Source organism: Acinetobacter pollinis, from assembly GCF_015627175.1.
GTDB classification, from domain to species: domain Bacteria; phylum Pseudomonadota; class Gammaproteobacteria; order Pseudomonadales; family Moraxellaceae; genus Acinetobacter; species Acinetobacter pollinis.
Genome location: NZ_VTDQ01000015.1, coordinates 1 through 26,069 on the forward strand (window position 1 = coordinate 1; position 26,069 = coordinate 26,069).

Sequence of the window (26,069 nt, forward strand, 5' to 3'; positions counted from 1 at the left end):
ATATAAATCAGTGGTTCTCCACCATGTACCGTTTGACCAGCATGACAAACAATTGCTTTGACCTGACCATCTTCCGATGCATATACTGGCAATTCCATCTTCATGGCTTCAATAATTGCAATAGTGTCATTCTTCTTCACATATTGACCTTCATGAACCAATACTTTCCAAATATTTCCCGTCATAGAAGCATTCACTGCTGTATATTGACTAAAGTCTTGAGCAATATATTTATCTTGAATGATTTCATTTGAGGAAACAACCTCATCTTTCAAACGCTCTACTTCAGCATGAAATGCTACTTTTTGTTGCCTCTGAAATATATCAATGCTGTCTTCTTCGTCCTTTAAAAACTGGCAATACTCCGCATAATCAAATGTTGTCTCCTCAATATCAATGTGTATAAGACCATTTTCAAAATCGGAACACCATTGATCTAATTCAGTTTCAGACACTTCAAAGAACTTGATTTGATCAAAAAACTGTAAAAACCATTCTTTATTTTCAAATTGCTTATTTTTCTTAAATTTATTCCAAATTGGTAAAGTACGACCAACCAACTGATAGCCACCAGGCGAATCCATGCCATAAATACACATGTACATTCCACCTATTCCCACAGTGCCTTCAGCTGTAAATGTGCGTGCAGGATTATACTTCGAACTGAGTAAACGATGGCGAGGATCAATAGGCACAGCGCAAGGTGCTGTCAAATAAACATCCCCCAAACCAAGAATTAAATAGTTTGCTTCAAATAAAATATCTTTAACTTGATCTCTATGTTCTAAACCATTAATTCTCTGTATAAAATCTACATTATTAGGCAACCAAGGTGCTTTTGCACATACACTTTCTTGATAGCGTTCTACAGCACCTAAAGTGGCACTATCTTCAAATGCCATTGGTAAATGCACTATACGAGAAGGGATTTTAATCTGGCTTAAATCTCCCATTTTATCTTCTAAAGAGATGAGCTCCTGAATTAACTTAGCTTGTGAAATGATTAAACCATCATATTTAATTTGGAGAGATCGAACCCCAGGTGATAACTCTAATACACCAGTGAGATCTAATTCACGAATCATTTGAATGAGTTGATGCACACGCAAACGAAGTGATAAATCAAGAACATTTTCTCCGTATTCGAGCAATATATAACTGTCTCCTGCCTGACGATAAATTGCTTTTGGAGAAACAGATGTAGCCTCCCTCTTTGCCAATATTGTTGTTCCCAAACTTTTCTCAAGAACATCCTTTAAGCCTACTCGCACTTGACTGTCTGAGAAATTTTGAATAACTGTTAATTGATCTCTTTCAAGTTGATTTGCTTGATTTACCGTTAGAGGATAAAAAGAAATTTTATCGTCTGCCTTTAACTGTCCAACCTTCCATAGTTCTGCTTTTGCAATGGTTACTGGACAAACGAATCCTCCTAAGCTTGGTCCATCTTTTGCCAAGATTACAGGAAAATCTCCAGTAAAATTAATTGCTCCAATTGCATACTCACAGTCATGCACATTCGATGGATGAAGCCCTGCTTCTCCACCATTTTCTCGTGCCCAACTCGGTGTTGGTCCTGTTAAACGAATGCCTAAACGATTTGAGTTAAAATGAACGGTCCATTCCGATGCAAAAAATTCTTCAATATATTCTTGTTTAAAAAAGTCCGGCGCACCATGTGGCCCATATAACACACCAATTCGCCACTCATTACCATAATCAGGAATAAGTATTTCAGACATTGCTTGAGGTGCTTGATACGTCAGATCTACATCATGAGTGAGTAACTCTGGGTGTACCATTTTAATCGTATCTCCCATGCGGAGTGTACGACCTGCATGACCTCCAAAGTTTCCAAGTGCAAAGGTTGAACGGCTTCCCAAATACAATGGAATATCTAAACCATGACGCACAGATAAATACGTGCGACAACCTGAAGAAACATAACCCAATTCAAGAGTTTGCCCAGATTTTATACTTATAGGTTGCCAAAAATTAATTTTATGTCCATCTAGTGTTGCTTCACAAGGAGCACCTGTTAAAGCAATTACTGTATCGGCATGAAACTTAAGTATTGGACCTTTAAGTGTAAACTCAAAACCTGCTGCGCTTTCAGAGTTACCAACAATTTGATTGGCAAGTCGAAATGCAAAATCATCCATAGGTCCGGAAGGTGGTACACCTATATCCCAATAACCAACACGTCCTGGATAATCTTGTATAGAACTTAACGTACCCGCATCAATTACTTCAATAGCCCTAGGTGTATACACAAAACTATCGAGCATCCTTGTCCATATGCTCATGTCTTTAAAACGATGGTCTGAAATAATTTCTCGTGCATAATCTAAATTGGTACTGATTCCATTTAGACGAGTTTCTGTAAGTGTCTGCTTAAGTTTTGCAATGGCTTCTGCTCTGTCTTTCCCATGAACAATAATTTTTGCAATCATTGGATCAAAATATTGAGAGATTTCAGTACCCGTTTTTACCCAAGTGTCTACTCGAACATCTTCTGGAAAATACACCTCTGTGAGTACACCCGGACTCGGTTGAAAGTTTCTTACTGGATCTTCTGCATAAATACGTACCTCAATGGCAGCCCCTTGTGGTTTAAGCTGTGCCAAATACTCCCAATCAATGTCATCATGTGAAGCGACTTTAAGCATATATTCAATAAGATCTAAGCCTGTCACCATTTCTGTCACAGGATGCTCAACTTGCAACCGTGTATTTACCTCTAGAAAGTAAAACTCATCTCGAATGGCATCATAAATAAACTCTACAGTACCTGCGCTTCGGTAGTTTACAGACTGGCCAAGTTGTATGGCTGCTTGATGTAGTTTTTGGCGCGTATCTTCTGGTAAATTTGCAGCTGGCGTTTCTTCGACAATTTTTTGGTTACGGCGTTGCAGTGAACAATCTCTTTCTCCAAGTGCGACGACTTGCCCTTGACCATCTCCAAAAATTTGAACTTCAACATGTCTTGCTTTATCTATAAAACGCTCTAGAAAGACACCTGCATCTTTAAAAAATTGCTCACCTAAGCGCTTAACACTTTCATAGGCATCGATTAGCTCTTGTTCATTATCACAGCGTGTTAATCCAATTCCTCCACCTCCTGCTGTACTTTTAAGCATAATTGGATAACCAATTTCTTCAGCAGCTGTCTTTGCTTCATCTAGACTACTTAATAGCCCTGTTCCTGGTGTCATTGGCACATTGGCAAGGGCAGCCAACTCACGCGCACGATGCTTTAATCCAAACTCTAAAATTTGATAAGCTGTCGGCCCCATAAATGCAATATTATTTTCTTCACATGCACGAGAGAAATCAGCACTTTCAGATAAAAATCCATAACCCGGAAAAATTGCTTGTGCACCTGTTTTATGTGCAATATGAATCAGTTTTTCAATGTTTAAATAAGTATCAGAAGGTTTTATTCCGTCTAAAGAAATTGCAATATCGGCATCTAAAACATGTTGTGTATAGCGATCTGTATCTGAATAAACAGCAACACTTCGAATCCCCAATTTTTTTAATGTACGAATTGCTCTAACAGCAATTTCACCACGGTTTGCAACAAGAACTGTATGAAACATTTGGAACCCCTTTTTATGCCTGATGTGATGAATTGATGTGTTGAATATAGGCACGCCAGCCACCAAACTGAGTAATGTTTTCTGCATTTTCCAAGCCGTAGGGCTCACAAATAAATCCTTTTACCCATCGACCATCTTCAAGCTCTACATTTCCAATACCCAAAGGTGTTGGAACTTCTGCAACAAATTCACCAAATCTCGCCATAGGGATATCCCAAAGCTCGACAACAATAGAACTTCCACCTTCAATATCTCTAGCCAGTCCTGGTTTTGGTGGTACAGTGCCATTTAATGCGTAGAGTGAATAATTTGAAGCTGTTTTAGTCACCTCACGGCGTACAGCTTGACGTGATGTTAATTGGAAATTTAAAGGCATTCCTGTTAAATGAGCGCCAACTACTGCAACACGAATATGATGTTTAGAAAGAGGTAAATCCTTTGCGATCACATCATAGGATTTACTGGTCGCTCCAAGTTGAAGTGCAAGATGATTCTGCCAACGTATACCAAAGTCTGCCAATGCAGTGTCATACCAAGCAGGTGCAATAAATGTAATACCAAAGGGCAAACCATCTTCTCTAAAATGAGAAGGCAAAGCCAAAGCACTCAAGTCTGCCAAATTGGTAAAATTGGTATATGTACCAAACTGAGCATTTAACTTAATCGGATTATTTTTCATTTGCTCAATGGTATAAATTGTGGGTGAAGTCGGCACACAGAGTGCATCTACTGTCGCCAATATCTCTTGAATTTGACGAGTTAAGTCTTGCTTTAAATACTCCGCTTTGTAAGCATCTACTGCGGTATAGTCATAGCCTTTTTCAACAATTTCTAGAACAACTGCATCAAAGTCATGCTTATGATTTTCTAAAATGTGCTCTACAGCCGTTGTTCTTTCTGCAACCCAAGCACCCTGATAAAGCTGTTTTGCTAATTTTTCAAAAGGTGAAAAATCTATTTCAACAATAGATACACCCAAAGCTTTTAATGTTTCAATAGATGTACTAAAGGCTTCTTCCGCATATTGGTCACCAAAAAACTCTAAAACACGAGGAATGGCAAATGTTAGATTTGATGAAAAGCTCGCAGGTGCTGTATTTGGGTTTTCTCTCGAGTAACTGTCCTTCATATCATATGCTTCCATAAAATCTGCAACGTATGCTGCATCTTGGACAGTCAAAGCAAATATAGAAATACAATCGATAGTTTTACATGCAGGTAGTAAACCAAAATTAGAGAAACGACCTTTTGTAGGTTTTAAACCCACAATATTATTAAATCCTGCAGGAACCCGACCAGAGCCTGCGGTATCTGTGCCTAAAGCAAATGGGACTACCCCTCTTGCAACAACACTTGCCGAACCCGAACTTGAGCCACCACTGACATAATCTTTCTTAAATGTATTAGGAACTGCACCATAAGGAGACCGTGTACCAACTAAACCTGTTGCAAACTGGTCTAAATTAGTTTTTCCCACAACAATGGCACCCGCTTTCTTTAATGCTCTAACCACAGTTGCATCTTCTAAAGCGACCTCTTTAAGTGCACGACATGCAGCCGTAGATACAAAACCTTCTACATCAATGTTATCTTTTACTGCAAAAGGAATGCCATACAGTGGAAAATGTGTATATATGTTTTCAGAATCGTCTATGTCAGAGTTTTTAATATCTTGAATCTGAGCTTGTATTTGCTCATCCGATGCAATTGAAATCCATGCTGTATCTTCTAAATTAATCTGTTGAATAATTTGAATTAAATCTTCTATTTTTATTTCTTTAGTCTTATAGGCATGTTGCCAATCTTGGATTGTCCATCCGCAAATCTGATCTAATGTCATGATTGAATCCCATCTTGTATACAAGTTATATTTTTAATAAGCACAATATGTGCCAAATAATTAATGAATAACCGTATACAAGTTGAGTATGAAAAAATTAAGTTACTTTTCCATCGTTTTACAAAGAGAACAAATCACGCCATGATGTTTATGTGAATACATGACATCTGGTCTTTCATATTCTTGATCACACGCTAAACACATATACGATGTTGCTGTTGGTGATCCCTCTTCATCAAATCTTGGCTCATGAATACCATCGTGTTCGTGTTTAATATAGTATTTTCCTTTTGTTAATACCCCAATGACTGGTGTAAGAACAAAACCTACAACCAAAGCAATTAAAGGTGAATATGAAGATAAAAAACTGCCAAGAAACCCGAAAAATGCCAATAAAGACAAACCAGCAGCCATCAGAAAGGAAACTAATCCCACAGGATTAAAGTCGTATAACATTTCACGTCTATATTCAGGCTCTTTTGGAGATAACTTAAGTAAATATTTATTTACTGCAATATCTGTTGCGACGACCACAACCCAAGCAATTGCAAAGTTAGAATAAAATCCTAAAATCTTTCCTAATACTGCAAACATATTGCCTTCCATCAAGACCAAGGCAACCACTAAATTAAATAAAACAAAGATGATTCTGCCTGGATACTTTTTACTTACGCGTGTATATGCACTGGTCCATGCAAGAGAGCCTGAATAGGCATTCGTCACATTAATTTTAATTTGTGAAATGACAACTAAAATAACCGCCAGCGCAAGTGCGAGCCAACCCGGCAACATATCATGAAATGCTGCATTGAACTGTTGTACAGGTTCAGTGGCATCAACACCCGGAATCTTTGTAAATAAATAAAAACCTAAAAATGCACCAATAATTTGCTTGATTGCACCTAATATTACCCAACCCGGACCTGCAGAAATGACTGCCATCCACCAAGATTTACTATTTTCTTTTGTTTTTGCAGGCATAAATCGTAAGTAATCAATTTGTTCACCAATTTGCATAATTAAAGACAAACAAATACCTGCACCTAGCATAATTGCCGCAAGATCGCCTGGTGCATAACCTTTTTGACCTGCAAATATAGTAAATGATTGAACTAAAGTCGGTTCTTGATAAATTAAATAAGCTACAGGACCAATCATTAAAATAAGCCAAATCGGTGTTGTCCATACCTGTAACTTACTAAGGGCTTTCATACCATAAATGACTAAGGGGATAACCATAATAGTTGAAATTAAATAGCCCAACCATAAGGGAACTCCCAGCCCTAACAATAAACCTTGCGCCATAATAGAGCCTTCAAGCGCAAAGAAAATAAATGTAAAACTCGCAAAAATGATACTTGTAATTACAGATCCAAAGTAGCCAAAACCTGCACCACGTGTAATTAAATCTAAATCGATGTTATAACGCGCTGCATAATAGGACAGTGGAATGCCTGTGATAAATATAATGATTGCAGCAAACAAAATAGAATAGATTGCATTGGTTGTGCCATAAGTCATGCCAATGCTTGCACCAATTGAAAAGTCTGCTAAATATGCAATTCCTCCAAGTGCAGTAATTGCAACAACTTTCGGACTCCAACGGCGGAAGCTATAAGGTGCATACCTTAAGGTATAATCTTCTAATGTTTCATTGGCTGCTTTATTTGGCCGTTCCTCTACATACTCATATTTTTCCATGCCTCTTCAACCCAACTCAAAGAATGAGTGGTTAAAAAAGCAATGAATATGCCAAAACCATTTGTTATATGAATTTTAAATGATGACTTACGATGAATCTGTTTCTGCACTAGATGTCTCTGTTCAAGCACAAGTTCTAAACTTACTCCAAGAATTACAAGATGAGTATGGATTAAGCTATATTTTTATATCTCACGATTTATCTGTTGTAAAATATATTTCTGATCAAGTGATGGTCATGCATCATGGAGATATTGTAGAAATTGCAAACTCAGACGACTTATACAAACATCCTCAGCACCCTTATACTCAGAAATTACTCGAAGCAATTCCTAAAGATTTTTAAACAAGAAACGCATGTATTTTAAACATGCGTTTCTTTTTTATTTTAGAATTTATATTTTACTTGTACATTTACACCGTCTACGCCAGAGAATGGACTTTGGTGTGTATAAGAAACTTCCGCTGCAACATTTTTGTTGAAGTTATAGCCAAGACCTAACTGGGCAATCACACCAGACTCTGTTCTTTCGTCATAACCATAATCTGCTTTCATTACTGAAACGCCAACTAGACCCTTTGCATATACTTGATCTACTAAAGGATACTGACCAGTAATACCAGCACCGTAGTATTGAACATCAAGCTTTTCACCTTTTAATGGCTCATTTGTAGATTTATTCCAAAAAGCTTCTAAACCAAGAAAATCATTCAGCTGTACACCACCATTTAAACCTAAAAAGTGGAGGTTAACGTCATCTTGTGTTTGATATGTATAGCCTGCACCTACATATGGCTTCATGTTTGAAAAGTCCATAAGGTTTGCAGCATTTGCGCCAGTTAAACCCATTGCCCCTAATAAAGATAATAAAAGTAGCTTTTTCACTTTAAAATTCCATTAATTCAAAAAAGAATAGGAAATCTATAAATATAGATAACCAGTTATCAATATTATCTAATTTGTTGTATTTATGCAATTTTATGTTATTTAAAGTGATTAAAGTATCTAATTTTAAAAAATATAAAAAAACAATTAATCACTTAATATATTGATATACAAGAATTATTTTAATAACTTAAATGTATTATCATGATAAAAATCTTTATCTTTATATTACCGCTTATGCACAGTCGACCCTACCAGCTTACTTGGATTTTTGTTCTTGCAACACTTACTGCTCTTGGCCCATTTTCAATAGATATGTACTTGTCAGCTTTACCACTCATGGCAAAAGATTTATCTGTAACAAGTGGTCAAGTAGCCAGTACACTTCCTGCTTATTTTATGGGACTTGCTTTCGGGCAACTGATCTATGGCCCTATTACAGATCACTTTGGAAGAAGAAGACCTTTATTTTTTGGATTAGGCCTTTATCTTATTGCCAGTTTGCTCTGTATTTTCGCAACGCAACTTGATATTCTCCTGCTTGCACGTATTGCTCAAGCACTGGGTGGATGTGTAGGTGTAGTGGTTGCTCGTTCTGCAATACGTGATACTTTAAGTGGCACCGATGCTGCACAAGCATTTTCTGCACTTATGATTGTACAGGGACTAGCTCCCATACTTGCTCCTCTTTTCGGCAGCCTTATTTTATATTTCCTACATTGGCGTATTATTTTTCTTTTTTTATTTATCCTTGGTGGTATAAGTTTTATTCTTGCATGGTTTAAACTGCCAGAAACATTACCTGTAGAAAAAAGAAAAAAACATACTTTTGTTTCAGCAACATCCACTTATATACAGCTATTTAAGAATCGCACATTTATTATTCCATCTGTTGCAAGTGGAATCTTAATGGGCATGATGTTTACGTATATTAATAGTGCATCTGAAGTAATTATGGATCAGCTTCATGCATCTACAATCTTATTTTCTATTTTATTTGGTATTAATTCTTGCGGTATTATTTTTGCATCAAATCTAAACCGAGTCCTACTTAAACGGTATCGCCCATTGCAACTGCTTAAACTTGGATCTTCTTTGCAACTATTAGGCGCACTCATACTTACAGCTGTTATTTTTTCTCATGCACTTTCAACTGTAACAATTATGTTAGGTTTATTTCCGATCGTTGCTGCTGTTGGTTTTGTAGGCCCCAACGCTACTGTTCTCGCATTGGCAGAGCAAGGCCATCAGGCGGGTCAAGCAAGTGCTTTACTTGGCTCTTTGCAATTTTTATTCGGTTTAATTTCTGGGGTATTATTGTCTTTTATTCCATTTAATATCGAAGTTTCAGTGTGTATTGTAATGTTAATTTATAGCATCATTGGCGTCGGCTTAGTCCACAAAATTAAGCATGTATAAATATTGCAAGCCAATAAAAATACCAGTTGCTATACTGTACTGGTATTAAAAAATTAATTATTTTCTAAATCCACTCTTATTTATATTCAGCATTTATGATGCAAATATATCTGGATCCTTTAGGTTACCATGAATAGTTTACTGATTATTGGCACACTCATTCTCTATATCTCCATTCTTTTTATCTGTGCAATCTTTGGTGAAAAGTATGCCATGCATTTGAGTGCAAAGCGTAGAATGCTACTATTTAGCTTAACACTTGGTGTCTATTGCTCCTCTTGGACATTCTATGGAGGTGTAGGAGAAGCCGTTCGCCATGGTCTAAACTATCTCCCGATTTACTTGGGACCACTATTTTTTATTAGTTTTGGTTATTACGTCTGGCGACGTATCGGTAGAATAAGGCAACACCATTCTATTGCCTCTATTTCTGATTTTATTTCTGCACGCTATGGTAAAAGTGGTGCATTGGCTGCAATGGTCACTATTTTATCTGTTGTCGGTACAGTGCCCTATCTAGCTTTACAACTTCGGGCAATTTCCTTAAGTACTGTTGCAATTTTACCAGAAACTGGCTCTGTGCATTTAACTACCAATATCGTTCTTTTTTTAACAACAATCATGGTCATGCTTTCCATGATTTTTAGTACACGGCAAGTTTCAAATACAGAACAACATGCGGGCCTAATGCTAGCTGTTGCAATTGAATCATTTGTAAAAATATTTGCCTTACTTTGTGTCGCCTTATTTTTTATTTTTGCACACCCAAACAGCCTCCATCTGATCGCACATGATTTAAAACAACAATATAACAATATGCAAGTTTCAGGAGTGCCTGAAACTTTTTGGACACAGACCATTTTAGCGGCATTGGCCATGATTTGCTTACCACGTCAGTTTCATGTGGCTGTTGTCGAACTTAGAGATGAACAACATATTAAAGGTGCTAGAAAATGGTTTTCTCTTTACCTTATTTTAACAGCGATTGCGATTTTTCCAATTGCGAGTTGGGCACTACACTCTGACATTAGTTTATTTGGTATTCCAGATATTGCTGTTCTCACACTCCCTCTCAATTATCAACATGAATGGCTGGCACTTCTTGCTTTCTTAGGTGGGTTTTCAGCATCTACAGGCATGCTTCTTGTTTCCTCTGTAGCTATTTCAACCATGCTGACCAACGATCTGATTATGCCTGCGATGTGGCGTTTAGGGATTATATCTAGACACGATGAGAGACTGCCAAAAGTCCTTAAATTTGCAAGACGTATCTCTATTGTCTTTGTAATGGTTTTAGGTTTTCTGTTCTATCACGTATTTGATAGCGTCGATCAATTGTCTATATTAGGCCTTCTTGCTTTTACAGCAGTCGCACAATTTGCACCTGCTCTCATTGGCGGATTATATTGGAGAGGAGGCAGTAAACAAGGCGTCTATGTCGGGCTAATTGTTGGCTTTATAATGTGGGGGTATACACTCTTATTACCAACAATTTTAAAGCATGTTTCACCTGCACAATTTTCATTAGATCACCGTATTTTAACAGATGGGCTATTTGGTCTTTATATCCTTCGCCCAGAGGCCTTATTCGGTTTTTCTTCACTTGCACCACTTACACATGGTGTTTTGTGGTCTTTAGGACTCAATGTTCTATTCTATGTCTGGATTTCTCGTATATACCGTCCAAGTTTAGCTGAACAAATTCAAGCAGAAAGTTTTTTTTATTACGAATCAAAAGTTTTACCATCTAAGCAACAATCAGAAGATGCAAACTATTTCAATACAGACAGCCATCGTTTAAAAGTTGCAGACTTATTGGCATTGGCAGGCCGTGTCACAGGTGAAAAACAAGCCAAACAAGCTTTTGAAAAATTTGCCAAACGCTATCATTTGGTTCTCAATTTAAACCATATTGCTAATGGTATTTGGTGGCGTTTTACAGAACAATACCTCGCAAGTACCATTGGCGCTGCATCTGCACGGACATTACTCAAGACAGCATTGGTTAATAATGGGTTGGGCGTTGCTCAAGTCGCCAATATTCTGGATCAAGCTTCACAATGGCAACGTTTTAGCCAAAACTTACTCATGACCATGATTGACCACATGGCACAAGGCGTCAGTGTTGTGGATGCGAATATGTGCCTTGTTGCATGGAATACACAATACTTAACTTTATTTGGCTACCCCCAAGAACTGGTTTATGTGGGATGTCCTGTAGCAGATCTCATCCGTTATAACGCAGAGCGTGGTGAATGTGGCCCTGGACCTGTCGAAGAACACGTACGTAAACGTATTCATTGGATGCAGGTGGGTAGTCCACATGAATATGAAAGAGTGCGTAAAGATGGCAAAGTGATTCAGATTAGAGGTAACCCAATTACTGGCGGAGGATTTGTGACTACATTTGCAGATATCACGCCATTTAAAGAAGCAGAAGCGATATTAGAAGCACGTGTGAATGAACGAACACAACAATTAAAAAATGCACTTACTGAGCAACAACTAGCACGTAAACAGGCAGACACGGCTAATATGTCGAAAAGCCGATTTATCGCTGCTGCTAGCCATGATCTTCTCCAACCTATGCATGCAGCACGTTTATTCAGTACGGCGCTCGAGCAAAGCATTCATCAAGAAGAAGATCGCAAAACATTGCAGCAACTCGACCGTGCTCTCTACGGTGCTGAAAGTATGCTTTCTGCCCTACTCGATATTGCGAGATTAGAAGGTGGAACCATTCAACCGAAACGTCAAGCCTACCCTCTGCACGACCTACTCAGCGATTTAAAAATGCAATTCCAATCTATTGCTGCACAGCGTGGAATTACGTTTCATGTTCACGATGCCAAATTTTGGATTGATACCGACCAACAATGGATCCGTCGCATTATTCAAAATTTTGTCAGTAATGCATTACGCTATACTGCAAAAGGCAAAATTGTCGTAGGGGTACTAAGAAGTGCTTCTCAACCTAAACATATTCGTATTGGTGTTTGGGATACAGGACCTGGTATTTCCGAAGTGCAAAGACAAAAGCTTTTTCAAGAGTTCGAACGCTGTGGACATACATCACCATGGGGCGAACAAGGACTTGGACTTGGCTTGGCCATCGTTCAACGTATGACACATATGCTTGATTACCCAGTATATGTATATAGTGAACTTAATCAAGGCTCATGCTTTATGATTGAAGTGCCGATCACATCTGCACCAAAACAAGCATCGGCGAGTGTTCCAACTGTAACGACCAATCATCATCATTATACTATTTTATGTTTAGATAATGACGAAGCCATCTTAGAAGGAATGGTTACACTATTAACGAAATGGGGGTATCAGGTATTTAAAGCCAGAGAGCCAGAAGAAGCAGAAGCAATTATTGAAAAAGAAAATATTCAGATTTGGTTGGTCGACCAACATTTAAATAACCACAAAAGAGGCCTAGATTTTATTGAAAAAAATAGGAAAAAATATAATGTTCCAGTTGCTCTGATTACAGCTGACTCTGATCCAGAGTTACCACAGCGCCTGAAGACCTTAGACATTACACTATTAAAGAAACCGCTTAAACCTGCATCAATGCGTGCATGGATTTCTAGATTAAAAATTGAATAAGAAAAGCGAGGACTCACCTCGCTTTTTTCTTGTTATATGGTCTTTTCTGTAATTTTTAATGCACCGATCGCAAGTACTGCTTGTGTTCGATTTTGTACGTTCAATTTTCTAAAAATAGCAGTTACATGGGCTTTAATGGTTGCTTCAGAAACATCTAGCTCATAAGCAATTTGTTTATTTAATAGACCTTCTGCCACCATCATTAATACGCGAAATTGTTGTGGTGTGAGAGATTGAATACGTTCAGCAAGTATGGCCTCGTCGTTACTACAAGCATCATTCATATCTTGGGTTGGTAAGTTGGCAGGTAGCCATATCTCACCTTCAAGGACTTCAACAATTGCTTCACTAATATGACTTGGATTTGCAGACTTTGGAATATAACCCATTGCACCATGCGCAATAGCACGACGAATAATTGAAGTTTCTTCATGTGCAGAAACAACAACTATTGGAATAGCAGGAAATTGTGCACGTACATGCACCAGTGCTGAAAACCCAGAAGCACCTGGTAAGTTTAAATCTAGTAAAACTAAATCTGGTTCTGCGCCACTTTCAAGATATTCGTAGAATTCTTTAACAGTTGCTTTTTCTTGAATCTGAGCTTGTGGTAGACCATGACGCACAGCTTGAATTAAAGCATGGCGAAATAAGGGGTGGTCATCAACGATTAGTATATTCATAATACGTTTGGCCATGTCTGTTGAATGTGTGCAAAAACGTGAGCATTACTATAAAAGTAGCCCTGTTAATATTACAGATTTTTTACGGTTTGTATCTAGTTTCATCATAAAAAACCCTTATTTTTTATCATAGTTTTTCTTTAAATTCTCAAGTATTTACGCAAGGTTATGTTTTTTATATAGTTTATTATATAAAGCGAGCGATTATTCAATTACTACGTGAACCATATAGCAGTAAAATCTAGGACTTATTGTCTAATAAGTAAACCAAAATACACTTTTTATTCAAATTAAAAATCTTTACTCATTTTCATATGGTTTATGTAATTAAAGAGTTAAATTTATTTATGGATTAAGGCACAATATATTTAACTTTATCATTTTTGAGAAAAATTGTGGCAGAACAAAACGTCATAACAAATGCAGGCAATAAAGCTGCAAATATGTTCAGTCAAAGTGGTCAATATCATGATGCGTATCTGACCATCGACCGTATCGTTAATAGCTTTTGGGAGCGTGTTCCCTACCTTTGTATCGCTATAATTGTCTTTATTATATTTTGGTTACTTTCTAAAGTATTTAAGATTTTTGTGGCAAAGGCACTCTCAAATCGTCCTTATGCAAAACAAAATTTAGTACTGGTACTTAACCGTGTTGGTAGCACATTTATTATTTTCTTTGGCTTCCTCATCGCCCTCGTTATTGCTATTCCTGGCTTTACTCCTGGCCAACTTATGAGCGCTTTAGGGATTGGTTCGGTCGCTATCGGTTTTGCATTTAAAGATATTTTTCAAAACCTACTCTCAGGAATTCTTATTTTACTGAGTGAACCTTTCCGTATTGGTGATGCGATTGTATGTAATGGTTTAGAAGGGACTGTTGAAGATATTCAAATTCGTGCAACAACGTTACGCTCATATGATGGTCGCCGTCTTGTTATTCCAAATGCAACTGTTTATACCAGCTCAATTACCGTCGTCACTGCGTATACACAACGCCGCTGTGAATTTAATGTTGGTATCGGTTATACAGATGATATTCAAAAAGCAAAAGACGTTATTCTTAAAATTTTAGAAGAAAACAAAGGGGTACTTAATCAGCCTGCGAGTATCGTTAACGTAACTGCATTAGGTGACTTTGCAATTAATATCAATATTCGTTGGTGGATCGATACCAATAAAGTTGCGATTAATAATTCAATTAGTGAAATTCAGGAGTTGGTAGTTGCTGCGTTTGCGAAAAACAATATTAGCATTCCATATCCAATTCAAGAACAAATTACTCAAGCGCCTATTAAAGCTATAGAAGGTCAATCTTAAACAGACAAGCGTCCAAGTAAATAAGAAACTGCTGTTTCTGTTCTAAGTATACGGTTGCCAAATTGAATCGCTTGGCAACCGTTTTTTATAAGTAAATCAACTTCATAAGGGATAAATCCACCTTCAGGCCCAATTATAATTATACCGTTCTTAGAGACAATCTCTTTGGGCAAAGTATTTTCCACATAAGGATGTGCCACATAGGCCCAATCTTTTTGCTGAATAAGCTGAGGAAGTATATCCTCTACAAATGGTTTGAACCTTTGATAACACTCAACCTGAGGTACGTAGGTATCCCCCGCCTGTTCGAGCCCTAGCGTAACATAATCATTTATTTGCTTTAAAAATGGGCTCTGCCAATAACTTTTATCTACTCGAAAGCTATGCAATAAAATAATTTTCTCCACACCAAGTGTTACGCTATCCATAATTAAACGACGCAAGACTTTCGGTCGAGGTAAAGCAACAATTAGTGTAATTGGATGTTTTTCAGGAACAGATACATTTTTTAAAGCTTTTATTTGTATTTCTTTCGGTGCTATGGTCACGATCTCAGCAACGTATCGAGGACCATTTTTTATACCAATTTTTAATGTATCGCCAACCTTCGCCTTCAAATGGGTACAAATATGTGCCAACTGTCTTTGATCTCGGATCATCCAACATGTTTTATTTTTTTCAGATTCTTCTAATAAAACAATATTCATAGAAATTGATCAATTAATTGAATATGACGGAGGACGGAGCCTTGATTCTTTTTTAATATTTTATTGGCTTGCTTAACCATCTCCTGACGCTGTTGGGTATTTTCTAGAAGCCGATAGAGTACATCTGCCGCTTCTTCTGGAGAGTTAACGACTTGTATAGCATGATGTGAAACAAACTCATCCACCAACGTTTGAAAATTAAAATAATTTTTACCTAATATTGTCGCTACATTTACTGCAATAGGTTCAAGAATATTATGTCCACCCCCAGGCTCATTTAATGATCCACCCACATAAGTCACTTGGCTAAGTGCATACCAAAGCCATAACTCTCCCATACTGTCTGCTAAATAAACTTGCGTATTTTTCTCTACAGATTGTTGTGAGCTACGGCGTTGAACATTTAAACCTAAATCTTTAATCACCTGATATACCTCATCAAACCGCTCAGGATGGCGTGGTACAACAACACAAAGTAATTGAGGATCTTGTTTAAAGTAAGGTATGAATGCATTTAAAATATTTTTTTCTTCATCTGCATGTGTACTGGCCAAAACTATAATTTTTCGATGATGCAATTGCCAGTCCTGATATAACGCTTCTGCCTGCTTCAATGCTTGCTCGGGAGGTTGAATATCGAATTTAATATTACCTACTATGCTCATTGCATCCGTCTTTTTTCCCAAAGATGCAAATCGCTTATAAGTTGCTTCATCTTGCGTTGCAATCCAACTTAGCTGTTCAAGCATCGGTTGAGTTAAACGCTTAAATTTAGCGTAGCCACGGGCAGATTTTTCCGAGAGCCTTGCATTTAATAAGAGTTGAGGAATACCTTTTTTAGCTGTCATGGCAAGTAAATTAGGCCATAGCTCAGTTTCCATTAGAAGTAAAATTTTAGGTTGATACTGGCTTAAGAATTTCTCAATTTGAGATTGCGTATCAATAGGTAAAAAAACAGCTTGAAATGAAGATGGGTATTTTTCAACGAATAATGATTTTACTCTTGCCTGACCTGTTTTTGTTGTATTGGTTACAAGTACATTTTTACCTTGCTTTAAGTAATGCTCAATCAGTGGTTGAGCTGCATTGGTTTCTCCAACAGATACTGCATGGAACCAAATGACATTTGTATTTAAAGGAGGAGCTAAACTTCCGAATCGTTGTGTTAACTCATCTGCTAACAACGATGAACTATTTGATCTCTTTTTAACTCGCCAACGATAAAGCGGTTGTACACAATGAAGTAAAAGCTGATACCAAAACGGAGGTTGCAATGAAAAAATCCTTATCTACTTAAAGCAAAGTAACTACAAAAAATGGTAGTTACTCGCCATCAAATCTTTTGAAATTATATCAAAGGATTTTAAAATAGACATACTAATTATGAATAAAGCAATGTTATACCGTTTCTAATACCATTTCATTTATTTAAAATAGGATAGTCTGTATAACCTGCTTCTAATGATTTTTCAGGGTTTGGATACATTGTTGAAGTATCTAAATCATTTAAAGGTAAATTATCTGTTAAACGTATAAGCAGATCTGGATTGGCAATATATAGCTTACCAAAAGCAACTGCATCTGCTTGATTTTCTGAAAGTATCCGTTTAGCAGATGTTGCTGTTAAACCCTCATTTGCAATCCAAGCACCTGTAAACTGCTCACGTAATTTAGGGCCAATACTATCTTCGGCTTCATACTCACGAGAGAAAATAAAAGCAATATTGCGCTTACTTAATTCTTTAACAACATAACTAAATGTTTCTAAAGGATGATCATCATGCATGTCGTGTGAGTCACCACGCGGCGCAATATGTACACCAACTCGTCCAGCACCCCAGATCTTAACCAACTCATCGACCACTTCAAGAAGTAATCTTGCACGATTTTCTAAGCTACCACCGTATTCATCTTCACGGGTATTTGTACCACTTTGTAAGAACTGATCAACCAAATAACCATTTGCCGCATGCAATTCCACACCGTCAAAGCCAGACTCTTTTGCAAGTTCAGCGCTGCGTTTATAGGCACTTACGATATCTTTAATTTCGGCAACGCTTAAGGCTTTAGGTGTTACATATGGACGCATTGGTCGAACTAAACTCACATGCCCTTCAGGTTGAATTGCACTGGGTGCAACAGGGGTTTCACCATTAAGAAACGTCGGATCTGAAATACGACCAACATGCCAAAGTTGTGCGACTATTTTAGAATCTTGTGCATGTACAACGTCTATAATTTGACGCCATGCTTCTGCCTGTTCTTTATTCCACAATCCTGGTGTATTTGCATAGCCCACAGCATCTGCACCAATGACGGTTGCCTCGGTTAAAATTAAGCCAGCATTCGCACGCTGTTTATAATATTCAACCATTAAAGCTGTAGGTACACGTGTTTCATCACTTCGTGCGCGGGTTAATGGTGCAAGGACTAAACGGTTTTTTAGAGTAAGGTCACCCATTTTTAGTGACGAATTTAGATCTGCCATAATATTTCTCACTTCGCGATACACATGATTAGATCATTAGAGTACTTGTTGTAAATGTTCAATATATTGCTGAATCAATGCTTCGTTTCTAGAAAAATAAGACCACTGACCATGTTTTTTTACATCTACCAAACCTGATTTCTGTAAGACAGATAAATGATTAGACATGGTCGATTGCGCAACTTTTCCAAGTTGTTCAATTTGTCCTGCACAAACACCCTGTTGTAAATCACCTGCATAACCACCTGCTAAAAAGTGTTCATGAGGATTTTTAAGCCAAAGTAAAATTTGACGTCTTAAAGGGTTTGCTAGTGCCTTACTAATTAAATCAATATCCATAATCAAACCATCTAAAGACATTACTAGAAGTTAGCATTGCTTCACAATCACTAATATCGAATATACACGATATGTATATCGAAATAAATAGATTTATATATCTAATTATTTCGATTTATACGCAATGCCGTTTCTTTTTGTAATTGTCGTAACCTTTAAAGTCCTTTTTTCAAACTTGCTTCAATAAATCGGTCTAGATCACCATCGAGTACTGCTGTGGTGTTTGTATTTTCCACACCTGTACGCAAGTCTTTAATACGTGAGTCGTCAAGTACATACGAACGGATCTGACTTCCCCATCCAATGTCTGATTTAGAATCTTCAAGTGCTTGCGCGGCTTCGTTGCGTTTTTGCATTTCTAATTCATACAATTTTGCACGAAGTAATTTCCAAGCACGATCACGGTTCGCATGCTGTGAACGCTCATTTTGACATGCAACCACTGTTCCTGTTGGCGTATGGGTTAAACGAACAGCCGAGTCAGTTTTGTTAATATGCTGACCACCTGCACCCGATGCACGATATGTATCTGTACGTACATCTGCTGGATTAATGTCAATTTCAATATTGTCATCAACTTCAGGAGATACAAACACTGCACTAAACGAGGTATGACGACGATTGCCACTATCAAATGGTGATTTGCGGACAAGACGGTGTACACCTGTCTCTGTTCTTAACCAGCCAAATGCAAATTCACCTTCAACACGAATTGTCGCAGATTTAATACCTGCTACATCACCATCTGAAACTTCCATCAATTCAGCTTTAAAACCATGGCGTTCAATCCAACGCATATACATACGCAATAACATTGATGCCCAATCTTGTGCTTCAGTACCACCAGAACCTGCTTGAATATCCAAGAAACATGGATTTGGATCCATCGGATTACTGAACATTCGACGGAATTCTAGTTTCGCCAAAGCTTCTTCCGCTGTATTTAGCTCTGACTCAACATCTTCAAGCAAGCTTTCATCTTCTGCCTCAACTGCAAGATCTAGCATTGCTTTGGCATCTTCAAGTTGTTCAGCAAGTTGATCTAATACATTTAAAACGTTTTCCAACTCACCTTTTTCTCGTGCCATTGCTTGTGCACGACTTTGGTCATTCCAAATCGAAGGATCTTCTAATTCACGTAAAACTTCTTCTAAACGTTCTTTCTTAAGATCGTAGTCAAAGATACCCCCGTAATGTTTCACTACGATCAGATAAGTCTTTTAATTGGTTTAGATAAGGATTAATTTCCACGTAAATTTCTCTCTACAAACTTTCAATATTTGTCTTATTTTATCATATTGCTCTTGCGATACATCAAATAAACACCCAAACAAAAAATACGAAACTGGAAAATTCAGTGTATTTTTCATACAAAAATAAATTAAATATGCTAACATCACATATTTACAACGTTTTTAATAAAAGATAACAATATAAATTATTTATATATTTCAAAACTTTATAAAAATATTATTACAAAACCTTACGTTCGTACATTTCAATTACGTGTATCTAGTTGACCGTATATTTTTTTCGCATAGACTGAAAGTTGTAACAAAAGATGAATGTGAAGTTTCACAGGAGTATCATCATGAAAAAGACATTTATTGCAGCTGCAATCCTTGCAGGCCTTGCATTTACGGGAACAGCAAATGCCTACCAAAGCGAAGTGGGAGGCACTTATAGCTACTTAGATCCTGATCATGGCAGTGGTGTGAGTCAGTTTGGGGTAAATGGTACTTACTACTTTAACCCAGTACAAGTAAAGAACTCGCCACTTGCAGAAGCTGCGTTCTTAGACCGTGCAAGTAACGTAAATGCTGCCGTAAAATACGGTGACAATGACGGAACAAAAAACTCTAGCTACGGTATCGGTGCGGAATATTACGTTCCAAACTCGGACTTTTACTTAGGTGGCGGTGTAGCACGTGATGAGTACAAAGTAAAACGTTATGGCTGGGATAGCAAAACTACACGTTATAACGCTGAAGTCGGTTACCTTCCTGCACCAGGTCTATTGGTTGCGGTAGGTGTACAAGGCTATGACGTGAAAGATGGTGATGACGGCGCAGATCCAACATTACGTGCAAAATACGTAACACAGTTAGGTCAGCATGACATCAATGTAGAAGCACGCGGTGTATTCGGTGACGGCAACAACAAACAATACTATGTTGGTGGTGACTACTACATCGATAAAACACTCAGTGTTGGTGCTGACTATACAAAAGATAAATCAGTTGACCAAGATCAATGGGGAATTACTGCGAAGAAATTCTTCAACCAAAATCTAAGTGTAGATGGCCGTCTTGGATTCGGCGATGACAACTACAATACTTATACTGTAGGTGCGTCTTACCGCTTCTAAGCTATATTTACTCAAAAAGCCATGCAACCGCATGGCTTTTTTTATATCTTAGTATATTTATTAATATCTTATATGCATTAAAAATTTATTATCCTCAAACTTGATTTAACCATTATCTTTTTAGAGTTAATATTATTAAAGAAAATAGATTTTCAAAGTTAAAGAAGAATATATTAATAGTTTGAAAATTTGGCTATCTGTATAATTTAATTTATTTAACGTAGAACATAGATAAATGAATGTAAAAAAAAATATTCTTAACCTAATTATTCTTCCTGTATTATCACTTTTTAATTCTAGATTTGCAAAATCTATTAAACTTGGCTATGTATCAGATCTAGCAAAAAAAGGTGATCCAAAAGCACAACATGAATTAGCTCATATATATGTAGAAGGAAAAATCATAGCTCAAGATTATCAAAAAGCTTTTAAATGGTGTAGCAGTGCAGCAATGAAAGGTGACTCAGATGCTCAAAATAATCTTGGCACAATGTATGAAAATGGTCAGGGTACTGCTCAAGATTATTCAAAAGCGTTAAAGTGGTATCAAAAGGCAGCTGATCAAGGCAATACCATCGCGAAAATAAATATGGGATCAATGTATCAAAATGGTAAAGGCTTAAATAAAGATTATGATCAAGCAATTAAATTATATACTGAGTTAGTTACTCAAAATAATCCTATGGCACAAGCTAATCTTGGTGTACTGTATGAAGGTGGTTATGGAGTCCCTCAGGATTATAAAAAAGCATTTAAACTATATAGTAAAGCCGCTCGAACTAATAACCCTGTAGTCCAAACTAAACTTGCATGGATGTATCAAAATGGGTTAGGTATAAATCAAAACTATAAAAAAGCATTCAAATTATATAATAAAGCTGCTGCCCAAGGTGTTTTAGATGCCCAAAGTAATATCGGCGTAATGTATATTATGGGCTTGGGTATAAATAAAAATTATCCAAAAGCATTTGAGCTGTTGAGCAAAGCAGCCACACAAGGACATCCAAGTGCTCAAAACAATCTTGCATTAATGTATTACAAAGGTGTTGGTGTAAAAAAAAGTTATGAGAATGCTTTTTTATGGTTTAGTAAAGGAGCCATACAAGGAGACTCAGATGCTCAAAATAATCTTGGTGTATTATATGAAAATGGTGAGGGTGTAACTCAAAGTGACGAAAAAGCTTTTGAGTGGTATAGTAAAGCTGCTAGTCAAAATAATTTAGATGCAAAACACCATATTGAGAGAATAAAAAAAGATTGCCTCAAATGAGGCACTTTCTAAAATTTTGAGCTATAGTTATTGAGCTAAGCCAACTATTTACCCTCAAACATGATAAATTTCTAATCATAAGTAATTCTTAAGAATATATGATCTCAATCAAATTCATAAAGTAGCTGCAGAAGATAAATACGTAACTTTCAACTGTACACTTACTCTGCCATTATATTCATTCTTATCCAAGGTATATACCAAATAAACCTGATCACTTTGCTCATTAAATTCAAATCTATCTTTTGCATTAAATACAATCGCATCAAGTTCTTGTCCAGATACAAGCTGTAATGTCAGCTTAAGATGTTTATCTTTTAACCATCGATAATTGATCAGTTTAAAAGTACCTTCAAATACTGGCGATGGAAAATTTTGTCCCCATGGTCCTAATTTTTCAATATCCTCAATGGTGTGCAAGTTAAAGTATTTATCTTCAAGCTGTCCATCCGTCCAAATCGTTGCCTCTAAAAGCTGTTGATCGACCTGAGCTATCAATTGTTCGAAACAAGATTTAAACTCATTAAAATATTTCTTTTCTATGGTTAATCCTGCTGCTGCTGCATGACCACCAAAGTAACGAACAAGATGAGGATGTGTTTCTGCCACCTGCTCAATCATATCTCGAATATGAATACCTTCGACAGAACGTGCAGACCCTTTAATATGAATACCATCTTCATCTGGTGCAAACACAATACTTGGACGATGGAACTGCTCTTTTAATCGACCAGCAACAATTCCTATAACGCCTTGATGCCAATGTGGTTCAAATAAGACCAAAGCACTTGGAAGCTGTGTAGCATCTAACTGAATTTGAGCTAAAGCTGTTAGGGCTTCCTCTTTCATTTCAGTTTCAACTTGTCGCCTGTCTAAATTTAGTTGTTGTAACTGTCTTGCCAATGTATAAGCTTGAGAAAAGTTTTCTGACAACAAGCAGTCAATACCTATACGCATGCTATCCATACGTCCTGCCGCATTTAGTCTTGGCCCTAAAACAAAACCTAGGTCTTGTGCAGTTAGCGCTGAAAAGTCACGTCCTGCAACATCGAGTAGTGCTAAAATACCCGCACGACAATGCCCTGCTTGAATTTGTTTTAAACCTGTTTGGATTAAAATACGGTTGTTATAATCTAGTGTAGCGACGTCTGCATACGTACCTAACGCAACTAAATCTAGATACTGCGTCACCGATGTAATTGATTTACCTTGCTGTTTACGTAGTCTCATTAGGCTAGCCAAGACATAAAAGGCAACGCCCACACCTGCCAGAGATTTACTCGGAAAATTACAGTCTAATTGATTTGGATTAACGACAGCCTCTGCATTTGGTGGCTGTTTCGTAGTTAAATGATGATCTGTAATAATCACCTTCATGCCATAGGTCTGTGCCTTTTGCACACCTTCATGACTTGAAATTCCATTATCAACCGTAACCAATAAATTTGGCTGGTACATCTCTTGGACCAAATCTGCAATTTTAGCAGTCAGCCCATAACCGTATTTAAAACGATCAGGAACAACATATTCAACATATGCGCCTACAGCACGCAAAATCAACACCATAATTGCTGTACTGGTCGCACCATCTGCATCATAGTCACCTACGATGACAATTTTCTCTTGTAAATCTATCGCATTATTTAGCAGTCCTACCGCTTTATCCAAGTCTTTTAAAGTGGGAGGAAGAAGCTTAGGTAACTTAAGTTCCAATTCTGAAACTGAATGAATAGAACGACGTGCTAAAAGGTTAGCTATAAATGGCGAAAGCCCTAGAAACTTTTCAGGGCTTGTTTTAAGTGGTCTTTGACGAATATGGAGCATAAATTTATGGCATTAAACGTTGGAGAACCCAAGTCGTATCTTGTTTAATATATTGAAGACGGTCATGCAAGCGATTAGGACGGCCTTGCCAAAACTCATAAGACGTCGCTTGAAGGCGATAACCTCCCCAAAAATTTGGTTTGTCTAAGGTCTGTTGCTGTTGAAGCGCTTCTGACAAATGTTCAAATTTTTGCTGAAGTTTTTCCCTGCTTTCAATTGTACCACTTTGAGGTGTACTCACATGTGCAGCAATTTGACTATCTCTTGGTCTTTTATGGTAATAATCTACAGACTCTTGCTCAGAAATTTTAATTACTTGACCATGAATACGGACTTGACGCTCTAGACTTGGCCAATAAAATAGAATTTCTGCAAATGCATTTTCTGCAAGATCTAATCCTTTTTGACTATCATAGTTTGTATAGAAGTCATATCCACGCTCTGTTGCACCACGTAATAGTACAGTTCTTACATGTGGATGCCCTTCTCGATCTGCGGTTGCAAGAGACATTGCATAAGGTTCGTGAAGTTGAGCTTCCAATGCAAAATTAAACCAATTTAAGAATTGCTGATGTGGATCTTGAGAAACCTGATTTTCTGTTAGCTCACCTTGCTCATAGCTTAAGCGTAGCTCACTTAAATCTTTAATCGTATCAGTCATCAAACATTTTCCTCAGCATATTTACGAATTAAATCAGCCAAATCATTGGCTAAAGCAGTGACTTCAGTTGCATGTTCACCTTCAACCATGACGCGAATCATCGGTTCTGTACCAGATTTACGAATAAGTAGGCGACCACGACCTTCGAGCTGTTTTTCAGCGTCTTTGAATGCTTGATTCAAATGAGGTATAGCAAACGGGTCAATCATTTTATCTAACCGTACATTTACCAAAACCTGAGGGAATAATTTTAATTCTGCCGTCAATTCATGCAATGATTTTTTCTGATAAACCATGACAGTCAGTACTTGTAATGTTGCGATAATCGCATCGCCTGTTGTACTTTTATCTAACGTGAGAATATGACCTGATGGCTCTCCGCCAATACTCCATTGTTTTTCTGCAAGTGCTTGCAATACATATCGATCACCAACATTTGCACGTACAAATGGAACATCTGCTTCTCGAAGCGCAAGCTCAAATGCCATATTACTCATGACAGTGCCCACAATACCTACAGGTTTCTTTTTTGCTTTTGTCGCTAAAATATAAAGAATATGATCGCCATCTACTAAATTTCCCCGATGATCTACCAATACAACACGATCTGCATCACCATCAAAAGCAACCCCTAAATCGGCCTGATGCTCAAGGACTGCTTTTTGTAAAGCCTGTGGGTGTGTTGAACCACAATCTTCATTAATGTTTAAACCATTCGGCTCATTATAAATCGTAACAACTTTTGCCCCAAGTTCTCTGAATACGGCTGGACCAACGTTGTAAGCCGCACCATTGGCACAATCGACTACAATTTTTAGATTTCTTAAATCATAATGGTAAGGAAATGTCGATTTACAAAACTCAATATAACGACCATTCGCATCTTTTACTCGGACGCTTTTTCCAAGATCTGCTGTGTTTTCAATGACAATTTCTTTTTCAAGCTCGCTATTAATTTCATCCTGAATTGTATCTGGAAGTTTCTTTCCTTCAGATGAAAAGAACTTAATTCCATTATCAAAATACGGGTTATGCGATGCAGAAATCACGATACCCGCATCGGCATGTAATGCACGTGTTAAGTGTGCAATTGCAGGTGTTGGCAATGGACCAAGCAAATGTACATAAACACCCGCAGCATTTAAACCTGACTGTAATGCTGACTCTAAAATATATCCCGAAAGACGTGTATCTTTGCCAAGCACCACCACAGGTTTATGATTAAAACTATGTTGCTTTAATACTTTACCAGCAGCAAATCCTAGTTTTAATGCAAACTCTGGTGTAATTGGAAGCTGTCCAAATTTTCCACGTATACCATCTGTGCCAAAATAACTCATGCGT

Annotated in this window: 18 protein-coding genes and 1 pseudogene; 6 read left to right on the forward strand and 13 right to left on the reverse strand. The window is 37.3% G+C overall.

The genetic code is table 11. The features are described 5' to 3' along the window. The 3 genes from uca to I2F23_RS07375 form a co-directional block, all read right to left on the reverse strand. The coding region (uca, locus tag I2F23_RS07365) for an urea carboxylase (protein WP_195771932.1) at positions 1 to 3,602 on the reverse strand (3,602 nt) is incomplete at its 3' end. 13 nt (positions 3,603 to 3,615) lie between these two features. Then, positions 3,616 to 5,442 carry an allophanate hydrolase gene (gene atzF, locus I2F23_RS07370; protein ID WP_195771933.1) on the reverse strand — a complete coding sequence of 609 codons (1,827 nt, stop codon included), beginning with the start codon at positions 5,440 to 5,442 and terminating at the stop codon, positions 3,616 to 3,618. 102 nt (positions 5,443 to 5,544) lie between these two features. After that, positions 5,545 to 7,143, reverse strand: coding sequence for a purine-cytosine permease family protein (locus I2F23_RS07375; RefSeq protein ID WP_195771935.1), 1,599 nt, complete (start codon positions 7,141 to 7,143; stop codon positions 5,545 to 5,547). 91 nt (positions 7,144 to 7,234) lie between these two features. On the opposite strand from I2F23_RS07375, the pseudogene I2F23_RS07380 reads away from it, so the two are divergent. Further along, positions 7,235 to 7,489 (forward strand): annotated as a pseudogene (locus I2F23_RS07380) (ABC transporter ATP-binding protein); the annotation flags it as partial. Positions 7,490 to 7,531: 42 nt separating this feature from the next. On the opposite strand, the gene I2F23_RS07385 reads toward I2F23_RS07380, so the two are convergent. Continuing rightward, on the reverse strand, positions 7,532 to 8,029 hold the full coding sequence (locus I2F23_RS07385) for an outer membrane beta-barrel protein (RefSeq protein WP_195771937.1): 498 nt from the start codon (positions 8,027 to 8,029) through the stop codon (positions 7,532 to 7,534). 204 nt (positions 8,030 to 8,233) lie between these two features. On the opposite strand from I2F23_RS07385, the gene I2F23_RS07390 reads away from it, so the two are divergent. Both I2F23_RS07390 and I2F23_RS07395 read left to right on the forward strand, forming a co-directional pair. Next, positions 8,234 to 9,448 carry a multidrug effflux MFS transporter gene (locus I2F23_RS07390; RefSeq protein WP_228284795.1) on the forward strand — a complete coding sequence of 405 codons (1,215 nt, stop codon included), beginning with the start codon at positions 8,234 to 8,236 and terminating at the stop codon, positions 9,446 to 9,448. A 129-nt stretch (positions 9,449 to 9,577) separates the two neighbouring features. Beyond that, complete coding sequence (locus tag I2F23_RS07395) at positions 9,578 to 13,066, forward strand: hybrid sensor histidine kinase/response regulator (protein WP_195771938.1); 3,489 nt, start codon at positions 9,578 to 9,580, stop codon at positions 13,064 to 13,066. 32 nt (positions 13,067 to 13,098) lie between these two features. Here I2F23_RS07395 and I2F23_RS07400 read toward each other — a convergent pair whose 3' ends face one another. After that, positions 13,099 to 13,749, reverse strand: coding sequence for a response regulator (locus I2F23_RS07400; protein WP_195771939.1), 651 nt, complete (start codon positions 13,747 to 13,749; stop codon positions 13,099 to 13,101). 413 nt (positions 13,750 to 14,162) lie between these two features. Between I2F23_RS07400 and I2F23_RS07405 the strand changes: the two genes are divergently transcribed. After that, positions 14,163 to 15,068 carry a mechanosensitive ion channel family protein gene (locus tag I2F23_RS07405; RefSeq protein WP_323127194.1) on the forward strand — a complete coding sequence of 302 codons (906 nt, stop codon included), beginning with the start codon at positions 14,163 to 14,165 and terminating at the stop codon, positions 15,066 to 15,068. Here the strand turns inward: I2F23_RS07405 and I2F23_RS07410 are convergent. The 5 genes from I2F23_RS07410 to prfB all read right to left on the reverse strand — a co-directional run bounded on the left by I2F23_RS07410 (position 15,065) and on the right by prfB (position 19,853). Continuing rightward, on the reverse strand, positions 15,065 to 15,775 hold the full coding sequence (locus tag I2F23_RS07410) for a 16S rRNA (uracil(1498)-N(3))-methyltransferase (protein WP_195771941.1): 711 nt from the start codon (positions 15,773 to 15,775) through the stop codon (positions 15,065 to 15,067). The genes I2F23_RS07405 and I2F23_RS07410 overlap by 4 nt on opposite strands. Then, positions 15,772 to 17,049, reverse strand: a complete 1,278-nt coding sequence (locus I2F23_RS07415) for a 3-deoxy-D-manno-octulosonic acid transferase (RefSeq protein ID WP_213014686.1) — start codon at positions 17,047 to 17,049, stop codon at positions 15,772 to 15,774. Before I2F23_RS07415 ends, I2F23_RS07410 begins: the two co-directional genes overlap by 4 nt. Before the next feature lie 146 nt (positions 17,050 to 17,195). Next, complete coding sequence (locus tag I2F23_RS07420) at positions 17,196 to 18,263, reverse strand: alkene reductase (protein ID WP_195771942.1); 1,068 nt, start codon at positions 18,261 to 18,263, stop codon at positions 17,196 to 17,198. 36 nt (positions 18,264 to 18,299) lie between these two features. Continuing rightward, on the reverse strand, positions 18,300 to 18,602 hold the full coding sequence (locus tag I2F23_RS07425) for an ArsR/SmtB family transcription factor (RefSeq protein WP_195771943.1): 303 nt from the start codon (positions 18,600 to 18,602) through the stop codon (positions 18,300 to 18,302). Positions 18,603 to 18,757: 155 nt separating this feature from the next. Then, positions 18,758 to 19,853, reverse strand: a protein-coding gene (prfB, locus tag I2F23_RS07430) for a peptide chain release factor 2 (protein ID WP_195771944.1) whose coding sequence is annotated in 2 segments (ribosomal slippage) — positions 18,758 to 19,780 and positions 19,782 to 19,853 — 1,095 coding nt in all. Because the reading frame shifts where the segments join, the coding sequence is not laid out codon by codon here. A 340-nt stretch (positions 19,854 to 20,193) separates the two neighbouring features. Between prfB and I2F23_RS07435 the strand changes: the two genes are divergently transcribed. Next, a complete protein-coding gene (locus I2F23_RS07435; RefSeq protein WP_195771945.1) occupies positions 20,194 to 20,970 on the forward strand; it encodes a putative porin in 777 nt (258 codons plus the stop codon). Positions 20,971 to 21,205: 235 nt separating this feature from the next. Next, on the forward strand, positions 21,206 to 22,240 hold the full coding sequence (locus I2F23_RS07440) for an SEL1-like repeat protein (protein ID WP_195771946.1): 1,035 nt from the start codon (positions 21,206 to 21,208) through the stop codon (positions 22,238 to 22,240). 114 nt (positions 22,241 to 22,354) lie between these two features. Here I2F23_RS07440 and recJ read toward each other — a convergent pair whose 3' ends face one another. Genes recJ through glmM form a run of 3 tightly spaced genes read right to left on the reverse strand, consistent with a single transcriptional unit; the run spans position 22,355 to position 26,065 of the window. After that, a complete protein-coding gene (recJ, locus tag I2F23_RS07445) occupies positions 22,355 to 24,064 on the reverse strand; it encodes a single-stranded-DNA-specific exonuclease RecJ (protein WP_195771947.1) in 1,710 nt (569 codons plus the stop codon). 4 nt (positions 24,065 to 24,068) lie between these two features. Continuing rightward, a complete protein-coding gene (pdxH, locus tag I2F23_RS07450; protein ID WP_195771949.1) occupies positions 24,069 to 24,725 on the reverse strand; it encodes a pyridoxamine 5'-phosphate oxidase in 657 nt (218 codons plus the stop codon). Then, positions 24,725 to 26,065: a phosphoglucosamine mutase gene (gene glmM, locus I2F23_RS07455; RefSeq protein WP_195771950.1), complete on the reverse strand. Its 1,341-nt coding sequence runs from the start codon at positions 26,063 to 26,065 to the stop codon at positions 24,725 to 24,727. The genes pdxH and glmM overlap by 1 nt, the downstream gene beginning before the upstream one ends. Between the last annotated feature and the right edge of the window lie 4 nt (positions 26,066 to 26,069).